Origin of the sequence: Clostridium sp. (assembly GCF_021372645.1) — a bacterium.
Classification (GTDB): Bacteria; Bacillota; Clostridia; order Clostridiales; family Clostridiaceae; genus Clostridium.
Genome location: NZ_JAJFUC010000006.1, coordinates 1 through 19,379, shown reverse-complemented (window position 1 = coordinate 19,379; position 19,379 = coordinate 1). Strand labels below are relative to the sequence as shown.

Here is a 19,379-nt window from a genome sequence, read left to right as displayed (position 1 = left end):
TGCTTTAACATTTATTTACCACCTTGCTTAGTCTTAATAAATAAATTATATAACAAAAAAAGCATATTCCCAATACTAAACGTATTGGAATTATACTTTTTAATTCTTAAAATAGAGTGAGGGCACTTTTTCAGTGGCCTCAATTGCGCTTTGTTGTTTTTTTATTTTTAATTAATGCAAAAAGGCTTCAAAATTATCTTCTGAAACCTTCTATATATTAACTATTAAAAATCAACCTTATTTCCATAATATACACACTCAAATATTTTCTTCATTTCATCCTTGCTTAATTGTCTTGGATTTGATCCTGTGCAAGCATCTGCAATAGCTCTCTCTGAAACCATGTCAACCTTTGCTTTAAATTCTTCTTCATTAATACCATATTCTTTTAAAGTGCATGGGATTGACATTTTCTTATTTAATTCTTTTATTAAATTTGTTAATGAATCTACTAATTCATCATCAGTTGTACCACTTAATCCAAGTCTCTTAGATATTTTAGCATATCTATCTAAAGCCGATTTTTTATTAAAGTCAATTACATAAGGTAGATATATAGCATTAGCACATCCATGTGGTATATGGAATACTGCTCCTGTTTTATGAGCCATACTATGAGTTATTCCAAGTAATGCATTGGAAAATGCCATACCCGCTAAACATTGAGAATAATGCATTTGCTCTCTAGCATCAGTATCTCCTTCATAAGATTTTAATAAATATTCATCAATCATTTCAATAGCTTGAAGCGCTAATGGATCAGAAAATGGTGAATGTAGTGTTGCTACATATGCTTCAATAGCATGAGTTAAAGCATCCATTCCTGTATGAGCTGTTAATTTAGGTGGCATTGTTTCAGCTAATTCTGAATCTACAATGGCTATATCTGGAGTTATATTAAAATCAGCTAAAGGATATTTGATTTCAGTCTTATAATCTGTAATTACAGAGAATGCAGTTACTTCTGTTGCAGTTCCACTTGTTGATGGAATTGCTAAGAATTTTGCTTTAGATCTTAGTTCTGGGATTGTAAATGGATCTTTTATATCATCAAAAGTCTTTTCTGGATGTTCATAAAATACCCACATTGCTTTTGCTGCATCTATTGGTGATCCTCCACCCATAGCAATTATCCAATCGGGTTCGAAGTCTCTCATTACTTCAGCCCCTTTAAGTACTGTTTCAACTGATGGATCAGGTTCTATTCCTTCAATCAATTTAACTTCTATACCAGCTTCTTTTAGGTAACTTAATGCTTTATCAACAAATCCAAATTTCTTCATCGAACCGCCACCAAGTGCTAATATTGCTCTTTCACCTTTAAGGCTTTTCAATTGTTCTAATGATCCTTTTCCATAATAAATATCTCTTGGCAATGTAAACCTCATCATAATTTTAATAACCCTCCTTGTAAATACAAATTTATCAATAGGAATATTCTAATTTTCCCTATATTATACATTTCCATACAAATCCATAAAATCCTCTACATTTTTAAAACTATATATTATTTAGAATAATCATAGAATCCTTTTCCTGACTTTCTTCCAAGCCATCCAGCTCTAACATATTTTCTTAATATGCTACTAGCTCTGTACTTGTTATCACCTGTTTCAGTGAATAAAACATCCATGATAGCTAGGCAAATGTCTAATCCGATAAGATCTCCTAATGCTAGAGGTCCCATTGGGTGGTTAGCACCGTATTTCATAGCTGTATCTATATCTTCTACTGAAGCAATTCCTTCTTGAAATATGAATGAAGCTTCGTTAATCATTGGGATTAAGATTCTGTTTACAACGAATCCTGGAGCTTCTGCAACTTCTACTGGTTCTTTTCCTATTTCAACTGATAAGTCCTTAACAGCATCAAAAGTTTCTTGAGAAGTAGCTATTCCTCTAATAATTTCAATAAGCTTCATTACTGGCGCTGGATTAAAGAAATGCATTCCGATAACTTTTTCTGGTCTCTTTGTTGCTGAAGCAACTTCAGTAATTGATAAAGATGAAGTGTTTGAAGCTAAGATTGCTTCTGGTTTACAAATTCCATCTAATTCAGCAAAAATTTCTTTCTTGATTTTCATGTTTTCGATTGCAGCTTCAACTACTAAATCGCAATCATCGGCTAAGTTTATGTCAGTTGTTCCTGAAATTCTTGAAAGGATTTCTTCTTTAATTTCTTCAGTCATTTTTCCTTTAGCAACTTGTTTTTCTAATCCTTTAGCTATTCCTGCTATTCCTCTGTCAACAAATTCATCTTTTATATCTCTTACGATTACTTCATAACCTTTCTCAGCGAATGCTTGAACAATACCAGCACCCATAATTCCTGCTCCAAGTACAAAAATCTTTTTCATAAATTATTCCTCCTAAAATTTTATATTACATTATTCTAACTACGAATTAGTGTTACATTATAAACTTTACTAAATAATTATTAAATTTATTTTAATTATACTATTCAGCACTCTTTATTTCTTTAACTTGAGATATTAATTCTGGTACTACCTTACTAAGGTCTCCAACTATTGCATAGTCAGCAATCTTCATTATTGGAGCTGAATCATCTTTATTAACAGCAATGATTAAATCTGAATCTTGCATACCTGCAACGTGTTGGATGGCTCCTGATATACCACAAGCTATGTAAATTTGAGGTCTAACAGTCTTACCAGTTTGACCAACTTGGTATGCTCCGTCAATCCATCCTTTTTCAACAGCAGCTCTTGATCCTGCTACAGTTCCACCTAAAGCATCTGCTAATTCTTTAAGTAGTGCAAAGTTTTCCTTATTTCCAACTCCTCTACCGCCTGATACTATAAAGTCTGCTTCAGCGATATCTACGATATCTTTTTTAGCTTTAATAGTTTCTAAAACTTTAGTTCTAACATCGCTGTCAACTAATTTAACTTCAACCTTTTCTATTTTACAGTTAGCTGCATCAGTAGTGATTTTTGCAAATACTCCTGGTCTTACTGTAGCCATTTGTGGTCTGTGTTCTGGGCAAGCGATTGTAGCCATTAAATTACCACCAAATGCTGGTCTTGTAGCTAAAAGATCACCATTTTCAATATCAACATCGATTGATGTACAGTCAGCTGTTAATCCAGTTGATAATCTAGCCGCTATTCTTGGGCCTAAGTCTCGTCCTATGAAGGTAGCTCCTACGAATAATATTCCTGGTTTTCTTTCATTTGCTAAATCGCAAATAACTTTAGTGTAAGCATCAGTTGTATAATGCTCTAAGTTTTTGTTATCAGCAACTAAAATTTCATCTGCACCGTGTTCTGCTAAAGTTTTTGCTAATCCTTCAATGTTACTACCTAATAATAAAGCTGTTAACTTTACTCCTAATTTGTCTGCAACTGTTCTACCCTCACCAAGTAATTCTAAAGATACTTTTTGTAATTCGCCTTCTCTTTGTTCAGCAAAAACCCAAACGCCTTTGTAATCTGCTATATTCATAATAAATTACCCTCCTATTATCTTAGATGTAGTGTTTTTCTTTTAATTTTCCTACAACATAATATGCTGCATTTTTAGGTGTTTCTCTAATGATTTCTCCTGCACCTTTAACTTCCTTAGTCATTGATTTCTTAACCTTTGTAGGTGAACCTTTAAGTCCTAATTCAGCTACGTCTACATCTATATCAGCTACGTTCATAACTTTGATTTCATCATCAGAAGTTGCGAATATACGTTCAACATTCATGTATCTTGTTTCATTTAATTCTTTGATTGCAGTTAATAGACATGGAGTTTTAACTTCAACTACTTGATGTCCGTCTTCTAATGCTCTATTTACTATTAATGAATTTCCTTGAACTTTAACGTCTTGAACATATGTTACTTGAGGAATATTTAAATGTTCAGCTATTTCTGGACCAACTTGTGCAGTATCTCCATCAATCGCTTGTCTTCCAGCAAATACTATATCAAAATCTAATTTTGCTATAACTCCAGCTAATGCTTTTGAAGTAGCTAAAGTATCAGCTCCTCCAAGTGCTCTATCTGTTAAAAGGATAGCTTCATCAGCTCCCATACATAATGCTTCTCTTAAAACTGTTTTAGCCATTGGAAGTCCCATGCTGACAACAGTAACTTTACCGCCAACTTGTTCTTTTAATTGTAATGCACCTTCTAACGCATGCTTATCTTCTGGGTTCATTATTGATGGAACACCATCTCTTATTAATGTACCAGTTTTAGGATTAATTTTTACAGCTGTAGTATCTGGAACTTGTTTTACACAAACTACTATATTCATTATAAAATTCCTCCTATTTTAAAATGCTTCCTGCGATAACCATCTTTTGAACTTCTGAAGTTCCTTCGTAGATTTCACATATCTTAGCATCTCTCATCATTCTTTCTACTGGATATTCTTTAGTGTAACCATATCCACCAAAGATTTGAACTGCCTTAGCTGTAACTTCCCTTGCAACATCTGCTGCAAATAATTTAGCTCTTGCAGCATCAAGTGAATAAGGCTCACCTGCTTGCTTCTTGCATGCAGCTTTGTATACTAAATGTTTAGTAGCTTCAATTTTAACGTCCATTTCAGCTATATACCATTGTAATCCTTGGAATGCTGATAATGATTTACCAAATTGTTTTCTTTCTTTCATGTAGTTGACAGTTTCTTCAAAAGCTCCTTCTGCAATACCTAAAGCTTGAGCAGCTATACCAATTCTTCCTCCATCAAGAGTCTTCATTGCTATACCAAAGCCCTTACCTTCTACGCTTAATAAGTTTTCTTTTGGTACTATACAGTTTTCCATTACTAATTCAGTAGTTGAAGATGCTCTAATACCCATCTTGTTTTCTAACTTACCCACTGAGAATCCTGGGAATGATTTTTCTACTATGAACGCAGAAATTCCTTTAGTTTCTTTGCTCTTATCAGTCATAGCAAAGATTATGAAAGTTTCAGCAACTCCACCGTTTGTTATGAAGATTTTTGAACCATTTAAGATATAGTGATCTCCGTCTAATACAGCTGTTGTTTGTTGTCCTGAAGCATCTGTACCAGCACCTGGTTCAGTTAAACCGAAAGCACCAATTTTCTTACCACTACAAAGATCAGATAGATATCTTGCTTTTTGTTCTTTAGTACCATTTTCATTAATTACTGATGCACATAATGATGTATGAGCTGAAAGAATAACGCCTGTAGTACCACAAACTTTTGATAATTCTTCTACAGCAATTATATATGAAAGAACGTCTCCGCCTACTCCGCCAAATTCTTTAGAAAATGGGATACCCATCATTCCTAACTTAGCCATTTTTTCAACATTTTCTATAGGAAATCTTTCTGTTTCATCAATTTCAGCAGCTATTGGCTTAACTTCATTTACTGCGAATTCTCTAACCATTTGTTGTATTAATTGTTGTTCTCTAGTTAATTGGAAATTCATTAAATTACCCCCCCTTGTTAATTAAATCTCAATAGATTTTTAACCTAATCTTCTAAAATTATTTATTTTGAAAATTCTTTTCTGCTCTTCTTTCTAAGAACGCAGTCATTCCTTCTGTTTGGTCTTCTGTTGTGAAGCACTTACCAAAATCTTTTGCTTCTATTAATATAGCAACATCTATATCAACTTGCATGCCTCTATCAATAGCATCTTTACAATATGCAACTGCTTTTGGAGCATTAGCTGCAATCTTATTAGCCATAGCTTTTGCTTCATCCATTAAGCTTTCTAAAGGAACTACTTTATTTACTAAACCTATTCTATAAGCTTCTTCGGCATTAATTATGTCACAAGTATATATTAATTCTTTAGCTTTTCCTGTTCCTACAATTCTAGTTAATCTTTGAGTTCCACCAAATCCTGGAGTTATTCCAAGTCCTACTTCTGGTTGTCCAAATTTAGCTTTTTCTGAAGCTATTCTTATATCACACGACATAGCAAGTTCACATCCACCACCAAGAGCAAATCCTGAGATAGCTGCGATAACTGGCTTATCCAATTTTTCTAATCTTCTGAAAACATTATTTCCAAATATTCCAAATTCCTCACCTTGTTCTTCGTTAAGATCTTTCATTTCTGCAATATCTGCTCCAGCAACAAAAGATTTTTCTCCAGCACCAGTTAATATAACTGCGTACACATTGCTGTCTTTTTCTAAATCTTCTAAAACAGTATCTAAATCTTTTAATGTTTCTGAATTTAATGCATTTAGTGCTTTTGGTCTATTGATTGTAACAATAGCTAAATGCCCTTCTTTTCCAAGAATCACATTTTTTAATTCCATGTTAAGATCCTCCTTCAAACTTGCTTGTTTATTTTTTTAATTTTCTCACTATTCTCAATATTTTTTATGTTCGTTTGTTAATATTATAACAAACGAACATAAAAAATTTTTAAGGATTTAAAATCGCTAATTAAAATTATAATATGTAGTTAATTTATTTGCAATAAAATATTATCTTTATAATATTACAAGTTTTTTACTTAATTATATCCTCTTTTCATTCCCAAAGAAAATTAGAATTGCAATAATTCATCAAAAAAATAACAAGCTCGCCTGCTAGTCTATTTTTTCTAATATCTCGCACACTAACTTATTATCTTTTTTCATATGCTAAAGACATAAAATTCAATTTTTAACTGTCACTCTCATTTAATAAATAAATTAAAGTTAATAAACTCTCACTTAAATGTACATTTTCTACCTTAACATAATTTGGAACTACCAAATCTACAGGTGCAAAATTCCAAATTGCTCTTACTCCACCTTTTATCAATTCCTCAGCAACAATTTGTGCATTTTTTCTCGGTACACAAATTATTCCTATATCAATTTTATGTTCATCTAAAACAGATGTCATTTCATCTATATCCATAATTTCTACATCTCTAATTTTCATTCCTATTAATTTAGGATTTGCATCAAATATGGCTGTTATTTTAAAGCCTAATTTTTCAAACCTTGAATAATTTGAAACCGCTTGCCCTATATTCCCAGCTCCAACTAATGCTGCTTCATATCCCCTATCCAATCCCAAGATAGCACTAATTTGGTTATACAATTCTTTAACATTATATCCATATCCTTGTTGTCCGAAATCTCCAAAACAATTTAAATCTTGTCTAATTTGTGATGCTGTAAAACCGATTTTTTCTCCTAATTCTTTTGAAGAAATTCTATCTACATCATTTTTCATAAGTTCTTCAATATATCTATAATACTTAGGCAATCTTTTAATAACTGCCATCGATATATTCTTATGCTTTTCCATATCTGTTTTCTCCCATCTTAATAATTTAGTATTTTTCACCAATTTACTTTTTATTTTAAAGTAGTTATATAATTAATATAATAATAATTAGTCTATTTTTTAACAATCTGTGCTCTAATTATTTAAATTCTTTTAATTTTAATCGTTTAATAATTGCTATATTTTATAATTTTACCACACTTATATAATATTATGTCAATTTCAATAGAAATATTTCATAAAAATAATTATAAAAATTAAATTTAATACTCAATTGTCTATTAAAATACATAACTAGACTATCTCAAAAATCAATTTACAATTAGATTTATTTTTAATTAAATTCTGAACTTTAGACACCTTATCTATTGGTAATAATCCACCATATACTTCATTAATTCCAAGTTCTTTGTCAACTTTATCTGCAACTTTTTTATTATCACCAGTAAGCATAACTATCCTTTTAATTCCCAAAGCTTTTAATTGCTTTATAGCTTCTTTGGAATCTTTTTTTACTTCATCTTCAATAATTATATTTCCTTTATATTCCCCTTCAATTGCAGTATAAACAGTTGTTCCAACTGAATCTGCTTCTTCACATTGAATTTTATTATCCCCCATTAATTTATAATTGCCAATTAAAGTTTCTTTACCTTCAATTAGTGCTTTTATTCCATGGCCTGATAATTCCTTATAATTTTGAATCTCTTCTTTATTAATTTTTTGATTATATTCATTAACTATTGATTTAGCTATTGGATGATTTGAAAAGCTTTCTCCTATAGCTGCAACTTTTAATAATTCCTCTTTTAAAATACTTGTCGCGTTAATTTCTGTAACTTTAAAAGTTCCTTTTGCTAACTATTTTCATTTTATTTATCTTATATTCACTTACAACAACATGTGGTTCTAAATCATTAACTATTTTTCTTATTTTATTAATAATATCTTCTTTGTTAATCTCTTCTGATATATTTAATATCATTCTACCAAGAGAAAAATTTAAATTTGCTTCTTTTATCCCTTCTAGTTCATTTACCTTAACTTCTATTTTATTTGCACAATTAGCACAATCTAATCCTTTTAATGAAATCTTAATTTCCTTAGCCATTACCTCCACCCCCATTCATTAATATTTTTAAATTTTAAAATATTGTTTCAGAATATATATTTTAAATTTACTCTGTAATATGTTCAAATCCTTGATTAAATATGCTTTTTATATGTTCATCATCCAATGAATAATATACAACTTTTCCATCTCTTCTAAACTTCACAAGCCTTGAAGCTTTTAATGTCCTTAATTGATGTGACACTGCTGATTGACTTATTCCTAAAACTGCAGCCAAATCACTTACACACATATCTGATTCAAATAAAGCACATAACAATTTTACTCTAGTTGAATCACCAAAAGCCTTAAATAACTCTGCTAAATCATATAAAACCTCATCTTTAGGTAATAAATCTTTAATTCTTAATACTGCATCTTCATGAATTATATTACAATTGCAACTTTCAATAATCTCATTCTCTTTATCCATAATACCTCCCCCTGAACATATGAACATATGCTCATATGTTTTGTTTTATTGTATTATATTCTTTTTCATATATTTGTGCAATAATCTCTCATACTTTTCAATAAAAATCTTCAAAAAAATATCCTGAAGCAATTTAAAAATTACTTCAAGATATTTAATATTAAAGTAATTAAATTGCTTTACTTACTTTATTCTCATTAAAGAATACCTTTTCTAGAATCATATTTAATACACTATCACAAACATAATATGAAAATGTTAAATCATTTTTATAATCTAATATTCCATAATATTGTTTTTGTAATTGCACTATAAATTCTTTTATATTACTTGGTTCTATATTTGTATTTATAATCCCTGTTAGGTTAAAATTTTTAGCTAACTTAGCCATTTTTTTTTCATACATCATATGATGTTTTACAGCACTAGTACTTTTAAATTCCCATCTGTAATAATGTGGGGCACAAAAAAAATCACATAAAAAGTGACATACTACTCCAAGTTCTTCACTAAACTTTCCAACAGTTATATTATAATAAACATCTTCTAATGTTAATGAAGATAAATATATAATTTTTTCAACTATCATATCTATACTTTCATCAAAATAATGCTTCTTAAATTTATATTTAGATGCACAATCTGGTTTCACGTTCCCCCAGATAAATCTTTTATTATTAATTAAATAAACACTCTTTGTATTAGCATATTTTATAATATTTTCACCCATAACTTTGTGAGTATTAATCATCAAAGTCTAATCACATCCTCTATATTTTAATTTTACAAACTTATATAAATTAACATACCGTAATTCTTTAATAATTAAAATTCATTTTATATTTTTATAATAATACTCAAAGTTCAAATTTACAATGATTTATTAAATAATTTGGACAAATATTATCTGTATAAATATCCAATAATATCAAATCCCGTAATTGAATAAACTAAATTAATAAAAACAAGATTTTGATCAAACTTTAGCCCATAATATTATGTATTATAGTAATTTTATAACAAGAGCTATCCGAAATCGTTAAACTAAGTAAACAAGAATGAATTTATTTATCTATATCTCTTCTTACATTAAGATGAGATTTACAATAAACATCTCATAATAAATATGTATATTTTATCATTTAAAATTTGCCTTGATTTTCTTTTTAATATAATAAATAAGCTGTTCCAAAATATTAAATCATTTTGAAACAGCTTATTTATTATAAAAATTTATTATATTTACTTTGTTCATTAAGTTTATTTAATAAATGTTTTATTTCTTGATCCTTATTTTTATCCATTACAAGTATGACATCTCCAGCATCGACTACAACCAAATCTTTTATCCCAAATCCAATTATTAAGTTCTTATCTCCAAATATGGAGCAATTCTCACATTCATCAACATAAACATTTTTAGATATATTATTATTTCTATAGGTACCAAGTAACCTGCTTAAAGCTCCAAAACTTCCCATATCATCCCAGCTAAAATCACATTTTATTACATATGCCTTCCTTGTCTTTTGCATAACACCAAAATCTATAGATATCCCATCTATAAGTTCATATTGTTCTTGTATAACCACTTCCTCATTTTCTTCACCTAAATTTTTATATATTTCCATCAATGGCTTATGCAATTTAGGGAGATATTTTTCTATTTCTCTTAAAATAACATCTGCTCTAAATACAAACATTCCAGAATTCCATAAATAAGTTCCTTTTAATATAAAATCTTTAGCAACTTCTAAATTAGGTTTTTCAGTGAATCTAGCTATCTTATAAGTTGATATATTCCCAGTAGCCCTCTCACCCATTTCTATATAACCATACCCTGTTTCAGGTCTGCTTGGTTCGATTCCTAGTGTGACAATACATCTTCTCTTATTTGCCATCTCGATTGCTTGAGATAACGTATCTATATAATTCTTCTCACCTTGAATATAGTGATCTGATGGCAATACAACCATAACTGCATTAGCATCTTGTTTTAATAACTTTACTGCAGATAAACCTATACATGTAGCAGTTTCCTTATTAGCAGGCTCTACAAAAATATTATCTTCTTTAATTCCTATAAGTTCATTTTTAACTTTCTCTCTGTAGTCCATATTAGTCACAACATATATATTATCTCTATCTATTATTGGGATTATCCTATCAACAGTGTTAACTAAAAAGCTTTTATCGTTAATAAGCTTTAAAAATTGTTTTGGTTGATCGGCTCTTGATAGAGGATATAGCCTACTGCCCTTACCTCCAGCTAAAATCAGCCCGTATATCACGCATTTTCAACTCCATGTAATGATATTAGTTCATTATATGTTGAAATATGTGCATTTGTGAGTCCATTAATAAAAGAACACTAGATATAATTCATTATCTCTGATGTTTTTTAAGCACATTCAAAAAATAACATACCCATATACTTTTATATTTATTATGCTATTTTCTTAAATTTACCTAAAACAAATTTATTACATTGCCATTCCTAGCACAACAATTTTTATACTTTTTCCCACTTCCACATGAACAAGGCTCATTTCGTCTTACAGGCTTTTGTTTTTCATTCTTTATCATGCTGCCTTCTTTTTCTTTAATAGTAGAACCTTTGTATTTCCATAACTTAATATTCCTTAGAAATTTGTCAACGCTATTACTCATAAAATCTTTAATTTCTTTATTATCATCTTCTAATTGTTCTAATATTTCATTCACAACATCTTCTAATTCATTTTCTTGAATTTCTAAATACAAAGATTCCATCAATCCTTCTAATATATCTTCATCTATATTAAACATACTAAGAAATTCTTTAATAAATATTTTTCCACACTTAGATTCATAAATGTAATTTTCATCTGACATACTTAATAATTCTTCTTTTGAAATCATAGTATAATCGACATTTGTTTGTTGTTCTATTCTTTTTAACAAATTTACCCAATTATCTATATAACAGTTTACAAAAAATGTTCCTTGAATTTCATATTCTCTATAATAATCTTCTGCATTCGTTATTACATCTTCTATTCTATATTTGTGAGATTCATAAATTGAATTGTTTTCTATGCGCTGCACGCTTTCTTTATAAGGTGCATTGTTCTGTATGCGCTGCGCGCTTTCTTTATAAGGTGCATATCTTTTAAATAGCTCTTTGATATCCTTCAATTTAAGAAGTCCATAAGCTTTATTCATACCTCTATAAAGATTCACTATTTCACTATTTGATTTTATCATACTTCTATATTGTATATTATTCTTCTCTTTAACTAATTTTTGAACAACTTCTGGCATTAATATTACTAATTCTCCATCCTTGCATGCTGAAAAAAGCATACCATTTTGTAAAAAGTATCCTACTTTATATACATTATCTCCCTTTATTTCTTTAAAGACTTTTTCTCCACCCTTATCAGAATAACTTTTTAAATCTTTGTATCTTTCCTCATCAAATAAAGATAGTCTTTCTTCAATTAATAACTCATATCCATCAAGGAACATTTCTATTAATTTACTTTTATTTAAACTTGATATTTTAGTCATACCAAGATATTTAGCTATATCATATATATTCTCTTTGGATAAATTACTTATAAGTTCCTTTATGTCAAAAGAATATATTCCCTTGTTAAGTGTATTATTTGCAATACTTTTACTTTTGCTTAGTAAATCATCAAATGCATATTCCACAGCTGGTAAATCGTCAAAAAAATCATCGTCATAAGCTGATATGCTTTTATAATCATCTTGCTCTTTTATCTTCTTTTTAGAAAGTTTATATTTTTTATCATTTCCAGGTAAATATATATTTTCAGCTTCTTTATGTCCATCATAACCGCAAACACCATCGCGCGGTGAATTACAATAATCAAATTTCGATATCATATCATCATCTTTATCAATACAACTTTCACATTCCCATTCATCTTTTTCATAGCTAAAATACTTAGCTTCTGCTCCACAAATTTCACATTCATGTTTAATCTCATTATTTCTTGCTATTATTTCTATTTGAGAAAAGCTGCTAGGCACTTGTATTATATCCACTACTTCTAAAATTAAATGTGTCGTACTTCCAAAGTCATATTCGTATTCAAACTTTTCATCGATATTTAAAATATCATTTAATTTAGCATTCATTGAATACTCTTGATAAAATTTTCCTTTAATTCTAAAACCACTTAAATGTCCACAACACTCTACCCAAATATCTCTTATAAATTGATCTATATATATTAAGCCTAATGTTCCATCTATTGACAAGTATATACAATATTCATTTCCAGCGTACTTAGGTTTAATAGCTATGATAAATTGATTTCTTTTTTCTTTATCATTAATTCCTTTTTCATCTATTATTTTTTTCATTTCACTGCAAGTTTTCATGTGTCTTTTAATAGTTCTTTCAGTTAATTCTTTATTGCAATAGTAACATTTTGCTTTCAAGTAACAGTTCCTCCTTTTGGCCTATATAATTTCTAAAATCATATATATATCTTTTCTATGTGAATATAACATTTTATAAATATATTGCATTAAGTCAATTAGTTCAGTCCCATTACAATGCTATACCTTGTTACATTTTACATATACATTAGATTTAAGTCAACATATCATGACCTCTTATATGTTGATATATCTATTATTTTAAACACAAAAATAGAAGCAATAATTGAAAATTCTAAATTATCTAGTACCTTTACATTGTCTAACCATTAAATCTAAAGTTGCCATTGTTTCTTCAAGATAAAAAAGCACTGCTTAATACTAAAATTACTTTTTAATATTAAGCAGTGTTTAATTATATATAAACTTCATTTATTAGGCATCTGTTTATTGTTTCAAATTAAATTCAATTTATTTTATTCACATACTTTTCCTGGATTTAATATGTTTTTAGGATCAAAAGCTAGCTTGATTCCTTGCATAATATCAATACATTCATTTGGAAGTGATTCTTTCAAATATCTCTTCTTTGCAAATCCAATTCCATGTTCTCCTGATACCTGTCCTTCTAATTCTTTAGCTTTATCGTACATTATTTGCATGACTTCTTTTAATTTTACAGACCATGTTTCTTCATCTAAATCATCTCTTAATATATATACATGTAAATTTCCATCTCCAGCATGTCCAAAGCTTTTTATTCTTATATTAGCTTTATGCTCAAGTTCATGAGTGAAAGTTACAAACTTTCCTATTTGATTTCTTGGTACAACAACGTCAACTTCATCTATTTCAGTAGTTAAAGCTTTAATTGCTTCAAGAAAACAACCTCTAGCTGACCAAATAGATTCTTGTCTTTCTTCGGTATCTGAAATTAATACATCTAGTGCTCCAGCCTCTAAACAAATATTAGCTACATTTTCATAATCCTTTTCAATTTCTTCTGTGGAATTTCCATCAAAAGTTAATAAGAGATATGCGTCAGATGATTTATCTGGAAAACTTTTTCCTAAAAATTCTTCTGCTGCAAGTATTGCTTCCCTTTGCATAAATTCAATTGCTGTTGGTATTGACTTAGATTTAATTATTTTAGGTACAGTATCGATTGCTCTTTCAAGACTTTCAAAAGGAATAAGTAAACTTAGAGCCTTTTTAGGAAGTGGTAATAATCTTAAAGTTGCCTTTGTTATTATTCCTAAAGTTCCTTCAGAACCAACAATTAAGTCTTTTAATGCATATCCAGAACTGTTTTTAACAACTTTTCCTCCCAAATTCACTATATTACCGTTTGGAAGTACAACTTCAAGTCCTCTAACATAATCTCTAGTTACTCCATATTTTACAGCTCTCATTCCACCTGCATTAGTACTTATATTACCACCAATTGTTGCTGATTTTTCACCAGGATCTGGTGGATAGAATAAATCAAATTCTTCAACATATTTACCTATATCCATAAGTAACACTCCTGACTCTAATGTAAGAGTAAGGTTTTCTTCATCTAATTCTAATATTTTATTCATTCTGCTAGTGTCTATAACTATTCCACCTTTAAGTGGAACTGCTGCACCAACAAGTCCTGTACCTGACCCTCTTGGAGTTACAGGAATATTGTTTTCATAGGCATATTTCATTACTTTTGAAACTTCCTCTGCACTTATAGCTTGAATTACCATATCTGGCATTTTTTTAATTCCACCTAATTCATCATGACTGTAGTCCTCGTTTATTTCTTCTTTAAAGAAAACTCTTTCTTTATTATTTTCTGCAACAGATAGTATATATTCATAATCCTTTAATTCAACTTCTTTGTAATTCATAACCTATGCCTCCTTAGCCATTTCTATTTTTTCTATTAATTCTGGAATTACTTCATATAAATTACCGACAACTCCATAGTGAGCAACCTTAAATATTGGCGCTTTATCATCAGTATTTATAGCAAAAATATAATCTGAATTATTCATTCCAGCTGTAAATTGGACTGCTCCAGATATTCCACAAGCTATGATAAGTCTTGGTCTTACAGTTCTTCCACTCAATCCAATTTGCCTTTTTGCATCAACCCAGCCTGCTTCAATTAGAGGCCTTGTACATGCAAATTCTGCACCTAAGAGTTTAGCCAATTCTTTTACTAATTGTAAATCCTTCTCTGATTTAACTCCTCTTCCTGCTGCCACTATTATTTCAGCATCACTTATTCCCACTTCTGCATCTTTTTTCTTTATATTAAGTACTGTAATATTAGACTTAAGTTTATTTTTATCTATACTACACTTAACTATTTCACCTGAAATCTCATCGTTCCTTTTTGGAGCTGTCATAACCTTATATCTAACAGTTGCTAGTTGAGGTCTAGAATTTGGAGTAACTATTTGAGCCATTATATTACCACCAAATGCTGGTCTAATTTGAACTAAGTCTGTATTTTCTTTCATATCTAATATTGTACAGTCTGCTGTAAGTCCAGTTTTAAATCTTGCAGCTATTCTTGGAGCAAAAGACCTACCTATAGTTGTAGCTCCAACTAAAATAGCTGTTGGCTTAACATTATTTATAAAATCTTCAAAAGCAGCTGTATATGGTTCTATTCTAAAATATTTTAACTTCTCTTCATCATATACAAATACCTTGTCTACACCATAATGTAATAATTCTTCCGCTTTGTTAGAAATATTGTTTCCAATAAATACAGCATAAACTGGGTGATTTATCTTGCCAGCCAATTCTCTTGCTTTTCCTATTAGTTCATAAGTAACAGGATGTATTTCTCCATCTACGTGATCAACATAAACTCCTATTCCATTCCAAGCACTTTTATCTATTTCTTCAGCTTTTTCTTCTATATATTCAACAGCGCCTTTTGGTCCTTTCTTAACGCAAATCTTACACATTTTACATGCTCCACTTATTTCAACTACTCCATTATTGTTTTCAAGAGCACCAAAAGGACATATTTTAATTAACTCATCGATGTTTAATATTTTTTCTTGGTTTACTACTAACTTAGCCATAACATTTTCTCCCCTTTAATTTTTATTGTGAGATATCCTTTTTAAATCTGTAATCATTAAATGAACTTTAACGCCTTTAACTTTTTCTCCATTTTATCACTTAATTCACCAGAATCGCCTGTCCACATTTCCCTGTCATTATTAACTTCTGGTGGAAATATTCTTTCTACTTGAGTTGGTGAACCATTAAGTCCATAATTTTTTTCATTCTTATCATCAAAATCGTTAAGACTTAATATTTTTATTTCCCTATCTTTAGTTGATACTTTCTTCTTATAAGAAGGCAGCCTTGGTTCAAAAATATCTTTATCAACTGTAATTAAACATGGATATTCTATCTTTACAGTTTCAATACTTTCCGGCATATCCATTTCAACTGTGATTGCTGATTCTTCTAATTTTACTATATTTTTAACATTAGCCACATGAGATATTCCTAGCCATTCTGCCATTTCCGGCCCTACCTGAGCAGTATCTCCATCTGTAGTTTGTTTACCACAAATGATAAGTTCAAAATCTCCCATTTTTTTAACACCTTGAGCTATTGTATATGATGTGGCTAAAACATCAGCTCCACCAAATTTTCTATCTGATAATAATGTACCTTCATCAGCTCCCATAGTAAATGCCTCTTTAATTACACTTAAAGCCTGATTAGGACCCATACTTAAAACTTTTACTGTTCCACCTTTATTTTCTCTAATTTTAAGTGCTGTCTCAAGGGCATACAAATCATATGGATTCATTTTAGAATCTATACCATCTCTTTTTAATACTCCTGTAACTGGATCAACCTCTACCTTAGATGTTCCTGGTACTTGTTTAATACAAACTAAAATATTCATAACAACTTCCTCCTAAGAATTATATTTTTAAATTAACTGACCACAATTTTGTGGTTAGTGAAATTGCTTTCAAATCTTATATTTTAAAATCCAAATATTGAACTTCCAAAAAACACTATTATTCCTGATAGAATAATGTAAGGTATACATACCTTTAAAGCTTAATTTAATATTTTTCATTAATTTCCAAATAAACTAGTTGCCGCTGTTGCGACTGCTATACTTTGAGGTGAAATCATCTTTCCTGTAGTAGTTCCTAGTACATCTCCAGCTAAAACTCAATAAGAATTAGCTTCAATGGCATGTGCAGCCTATACATGTAGTTGTCCAAATAATACATCTGCTATTAATTTAATCATTCCACTATATGCCATAATTTTTGCTAAAGCTACAATTGAAATTATTATCATACCTGATTTAGTGATCTGTTTAAACGTATTCTTAAAAACTATAGTTATGGCTTTTAATTTGCATCCTTACAGTAAACCTCCTAAATATGTTGCTACAATTATTAGTACTCCAGAAGTTACAATCCAAGAAAAAGTATATGGTTTTGCTCCTTCACCTGTATAAATCGACACTTCGGTTTTTATTTGTGATAATGAATTGTATATAAACTTAAATAATGGGAACATATCATTACAAATAGAAATACTAATATGAAAGGTAACCATGCCATAAATCCTTTCTTAAATGAAATTTTCTGTTCGTCTTGACTGTTTTCTGCATTATAAAATTTCTTAGTTAATAATATTGTTACTAACTAAGATGTCATTGAGCCAACTACAGCAGGTAATTCAGCTCCAATGAATTTTTCAACAAATATATGTGGAATTGCAAATCCTAGTGCAAATGCTAAAGTGATTCCAAATACTCCTTTTACAACCTTTATACCTTTTCCCGTTAATGCGACCAATATAATCGAATAATAATAGGAATACAAGCCAAAAAAATAACAAATACACTTTTAGCCCTCCATCCATATGATATATAATACCAATTCAAAATTGGTATTACCAATTTTAATATTAATTATAATTTACCATATATTGTTTGTAAAGCATTGATATTTATTTAACAGAAAATGTTTACATTGATTTTATTTTAATTTCATCCTTATACTATAGATTTCATACCTTGTTTAATTTATTAACCTTTAATAAAAAAATATATACTGTGGATTTATCTAATTATAGTTAAATTTTTTGTTTAAAATATAACAAAAAAATCAGATATGCTTTATTTTTTTTATATCCATAAACTTATCTAATTAATTCAAAATATTCTTCCATAGAATTATAAGTTTTTGCCTCTTCTCTACATTTTAATGCTCTTACTAAATTCTCATGAATTGTTAACTAATCATTAAATTTCCAGTAAAAAAGAAGGACTTAGCTATGCTAAACTATCAACAATATATTACAATAGAATTAGAAAAAATACTATATAATATTTTGCCCATGACAACCAAAAGATTGAAAAACAATTGCTTATGAGACGATCTATTTGAGTTATGTAACAAAAATACTATAAAAGCAGAACTTACTACAGCATAAATAAAACATATCTTTATCGATGTTTTATTTGACTCCAACTGCAATCCCTTCTTTCATATGCCATTACTAATAAAATACTCTCTAATTAATTAATTTGTATTAACAGGCACATTATATCGCACTATGAATAGGTTTGTATTCAGAAGTTGACCCGAAGAAAAAGATTTAACACAAAATACACAGAATACATCGAAGGACAATGCAAATAAAACTCCGTTACTTTCAACGGAGTTTTATTTTAGGTAATCCAAAATTTTATTTGCACACTTTTCCTGGGTTTAATTTATTCTTTACATCGAAGGCTAGCTTGATGTTCTTCATTAATCTTATCCCTAGAAAATCATTAACGATGATGCAAAATAAGTTATTAATCCAATAATAATTACATAACCTATACAGAACTTAACTGTTGTTCCTAATATCTTTCCTTCTGCTCCTGAAAGGCCAGTAGCTGCTGTTGCAATTGCAATACTTTGAGGAGATATCATTTTACCACCTGTAGCTCCAGAGGTATTAGCTGCTGCTAACCAATATGGATCGATTGAAATTGATTTTGCTACTTCAACCTGTAATCCGCCAAATAATACGTTTGCTGATACATCGCTACCTGTAACGAAGGTTCCAAGTCCACCTATCATTGGAGAAATTATCGGATAAAAACTTCCTGTAGCAGCTACAAGTACAACTGCTATGGTTGTAATCATTCCACTGTAACCCATTATTTTTGCCATAGCT

General features: G+C 29.5%; 19 protein-coding genes. All 19 read right to left on the bottom strand.

The genetic code is table 11. The features are described 5' to 3' along the window. Nucleotides 1-224: 224 nt before the first annotated feature. Nucleotides 225-1,391: an NADPH-dependent butanol dehydrogenase gene (locus LLF98_RS00925; protein WP_291699914.1), complete on the bottom strand. Its 1,167-nt coding sequence runs from the start codon at nucleotides 1,389-1,391 to the stop codon at nucleotides 225-227. Between the two features lie 116 nt (nucleotides 1,392-1,507). After that, nucleotides 1,508-2,356, bottom strand: a complete 849-nt coding sequence (locus tag LLF98_RS00920; RefSeq protein ID WP_291699912.1) for a 3-hydroxybutyryl-CoA dehydrogenase — start codon at nucleotides 2,354-2,356, stop codon at nucleotides 1,508-1,510. 100 nt (nucleotides 2,357-2,456) lie between these two features. After that, nucleotides 2,457-3,464 (bottom strand): electron transfer flavoprotein subunit alpha/FixB family protein, encoded by a 1,008-nt coding sequence (locus tag LLF98_RS00915; protein ID WP_291699910.1) that lies wholly within the window; start codon nucleotides 3,462-3,464, stop codon nucleotides 2,457-2,459. 22 nt (nucleotides 3,465-3,486) lie between these two features. Further along, entirely contained in the window at nucleotides 3,487-4,266 is a 780-nt protein-coding gene (locus LLF98_RS00910) for an electron transfer flavoprotein subunit beta/FixA family protein (protein ID WP_291699908.1), read from the bottom strand. A 13-nt stretch (nucleotides 4,267-4,279) separates the two neighbouring features. Next, nucleotides 4,280-5,419: an acyl-CoA dehydrogenase gene (locus LLF98_RS00905; protein ID WP_291699906.1), complete on the bottom strand. Its 1,140-nt coding sequence runs from the start codon at nucleotides 5,417-5,419 to the stop codon at nucleotides 4,280-4,282. 58 nt (nucleotides 5,420-5,477) lie between these two features. Continuing rightward, the gene (locus tag LLF98_RS00900) at nucleotides 5,478-6,263 is read right to left on the bottom strand and encodes a short-chain-enoyl-CoA hydratase (RefSeq protein WP_291699903.1); all 786 of its coding nucleotides are present in this window, start codon (nucleotides 6,261-6,263) and stop codon (nucleotides 5,478-5,480) included. 352 nt (nucleotides 6,264-6,615) lie between these two features. After that, nucleotides 6,616-7,251, bottom strand: a complete 636-nt coding sequence (locus LLF98_RS00895; RefSeq protein WP_291699901.1) for a redox-sensing transcriptional repressor Rex — start codon at nucleotides 7,249-7,251, stop codon at nucleotides 6,616-6,618. A 273-nt stretch (nucleotides 7,252-7,524) separates the two neighbouring features. After that, entirely contained in the window at nucleotides 7,525-8,046 is a 522-nt protein-coding gene (locus tag LLF98_RS00890; RefSeq protein ID WP_291699918.1) for an HAD-IC family P-type ATPase, read from the bottom strand. 25 nt (nucleotides 8,047-8,071) lie between these two features. Continuing rightward, nucleotides 8,072-8,341, bottom strand: a complete 270-nt coding sequence (locus LLF98_RS00885; RefSeq protein ID WP_291699899.1) for a cation transporter — start codon at nucleotides 8,339-8,341, stop codon at nucleotides 8,072-8,074. A gap of 67 nt (nucleotides 8,342-8,408) precedes the next feature. Next, nucleotides 8,409-8,774 carry a metalloregulator ArsR/SmtB family transcription factor gene (locus LLF98_RS00880; RefSeq protein ID WP_291699897.1) on the bottom strand — a complete coding sequence of 122 codons (366 nt, stop codon included), beginning with the start codon at nucleotides 8,772-8,774 and terminating at the stop codon, nucleotides 8,409-8,411. A gap of 169 nt (nucleotides 8,775-8,943) precedes the next feature. Then, nucleotides 8,944-9,525 (bottom strand): zinc dependent phospholipase C family protein, encoded by a 582-nt coding sequence (locus LLF98_RS00875; RefSeq protein ID WP_291699916.1) that lies wholly within the window; start codon nucleotides 9,523-9,525, stop codon nucleotides 8,944-8,946. A gap of 472 nt (nucleotides 9,526-9,997) precedes the next feature. Beyond that, on the bottom strand, nucleotides 9,998-11,065 hold the full coding sequence (locus tag LLF98_RS00870; protein ID WP_291699895.1) for a mannose-1-phosphate guanylyltransferase: 1,068 nt from the start codon (nucleotides 11,063-11,065) through the stop codon (nucleotides 9,998-10,000). A 178-nt stretch (nucleotides 11,066-11,243) separates the two neighbouring features. Further along, entirely contained in the window at nucleotides 11,244-13,229 is a 1,986-nt protein-coding gene (locus LLF98_RS00865; protein WP_291699893.1) for an SEC-C metal-binding domain-containing protein, read from the bottom strand. A gap of 416 nt (nucleotides 13,230-13,645) precedes the next feature. Next, on the bottom strand, nucleotides 13,646-15,049 hold the full coding sequence (locus LLF98_RS00860; RefSeq protein ID WP_291699891.1) for an FAD-binding oxidoreductase: 1,404 nt from the start codon (nucleotides 15,047-15,049) through the stop codon (nucleotides 13,646-13,648). A gap of 3 nt (nucleotides 15,050-15,052) precedes the next feature. Next, on the bottom strand, nucleotides 15,053-16,243 hold the full coding sequence (locus LLF98_RS00855) for an electron transfer flavoprotein subunit alpha (RefSeq protein ID WP_291699889.1): 1,191 nt from the start codon (nucleotides 16,241-16,243) through the stop codon (nucleotides 15,053-15,055). Nucleotides 16,244-16,299: 56 nt separating this feature from the next. Then, the gene (locus LLF98_RS00850) at nucleotides 16,300-17,088 is read right to left on the bottom strand and encodes an electron transfer flavoprotein subunit beta/FixA family protein (RefSeq protein WP_291699887.1); all 789 of its coding nucleotides are present in this window, start codon (nucleotides 17,086-17,088) and stop codon (nucleotides 16,300-16,302) included. A gap of 311 nt (nucleotides 17,089-17,399) precedes the next feature. Further along, nucleotides 17,400-17,498 carry a hypothetical protein gene (locus LLF98_RS15380; protein ID WP_366512057.1) on the bottom strand — a complete coding sequence of 33 codons (99 nt, stop codon included), beginning with the start codon at nucleotides 17,496-17,498 and terminating at the stop codon, nucleotides 17,400-17,402. Nucleotides 17,499-17,851: 353 nt separating this feature from the next. Continuing rightward, nucleotides 17,852-18,004: an L-lactate permease gene (locus LLF98_RS00835; RefSeq protein WP_291699885.1), complete on the bottom strand. Its 153-nt coding sequence runs from the start codon at nucleotides 18,002-18,004 to the stop codon at nucleotides 17,852-17,854. Nucleotides 18,005-18,976: 972 nt separating this feature from the next. Then, on the bottom strand, nucleotides 18,977-19,379 hold a 403-nt coding region (locus LLF98_RS00830), incomplete at its 5' end, for an L-lactate permease (RefSeq protein ID WP_291699883.1).

Excerpts from the sequence above, each read along its gene's own strand:
- LLF98_RS00855 (WP_291699889.1), bottom strand. The coding sequence starts at position 16,243 with ATGGCTAAGTTAGTAGTAAACCAAGAAAAAATATTAAACATCGATGAG.
- LLF98_RS00900 (WP_291699903.1), bottom strand. The coding sequence starts at position 6,263 with ATGGAATTAAAAAATGTGATTCTTGGAAAAGAAGGGCATTTAGCTATT.
- LLF98_RS00925 (WP_291699914.1), bottom strand. The coding sequence starts at position 1,391 with ATGATGAGGTTTACATTGCCAAGAGATATTTATTATGGAAAAGGATCA.
- LLF98_RS00905 (WP_291699906.1), bottom strand. The coding sequence starts at position 5,419 with ATGAATTTCCAATTAACTAGAGAACAACAATTAATACAACAAATGGTT.
- LLF98_RS00910 (WP_291699908.1), bottom strand. The coding sequence starts at position 4,266 with ATGAATATAGTAGTTTGTGTAAAACAAGTTCCAGATACTACAGCTGTA.
- LLF98_RS00860 (WP_291699891.1), bottom strand. The coding sequence starts at position 15,049 with ATGAATTACAAAGAAGTTGAATTAAAGGATTATGAATATATACTATCT.
- LLF98_RS00920 (WP_291699912.1), bottom strand. The coding sequence starts at position 2,356 with ATGAAAAAGATTTTTGTACTTGGAGCAGGAATTATGGGTGCTGGTATT.
- LLF98_RS00915 (WP_291699910.1), bottom strand. The coding sequence starts at position 3,464 with ATGAATATAGCAGATTACAAAGGCGTTTGGGTTTTTGCTGAACAAAGA.
- LLF98_RS00885 (WP_291699899.1), bottom strand. The coding sequence starts at position 8,341 with ATGGCTAAGGAAATTAAGATTTCATTAAAAGGATTAGATTGTGCTAAT.
- LLF98_RS00880 (WP_291699897.1), bottom strand. The coding sequence starts at position 8,774 with ATGGATAAAGAGAATGAGATTATTGAAAGTTGCAATTGTAATATAATT.
- LLF98_RS00895 (WP_291699901.1), bottom strand. The coding sequence starts at position 7,251 with ATGGAAAAGCATAAGAATATATCGATGGCAGTTATTAAAAGATTGCCT.
- LLF98_RS15380 (WP_366512057.1), bottom strand. The coding sequence starts at position 17,498 with ATGATAATAATTTCAATTGTAGCTTTAGCAAAAATTATGGCATATAGT.
- LLF98_RS00850 (WP_291699887.1), bottom strand. The coding sequence starts at position 17,088 with ATGAATATTTTAGTTTGTATTAAACAAGTACCAGGAACATCTAAGGTA.
- LLF98_RS00875 (WP_291699916.1), bottom strand. The coding sequence starts at position 9,525 with ATGATTAATACTCACAAAGTTATGGGTGAAAATATTATAAAATATGCT.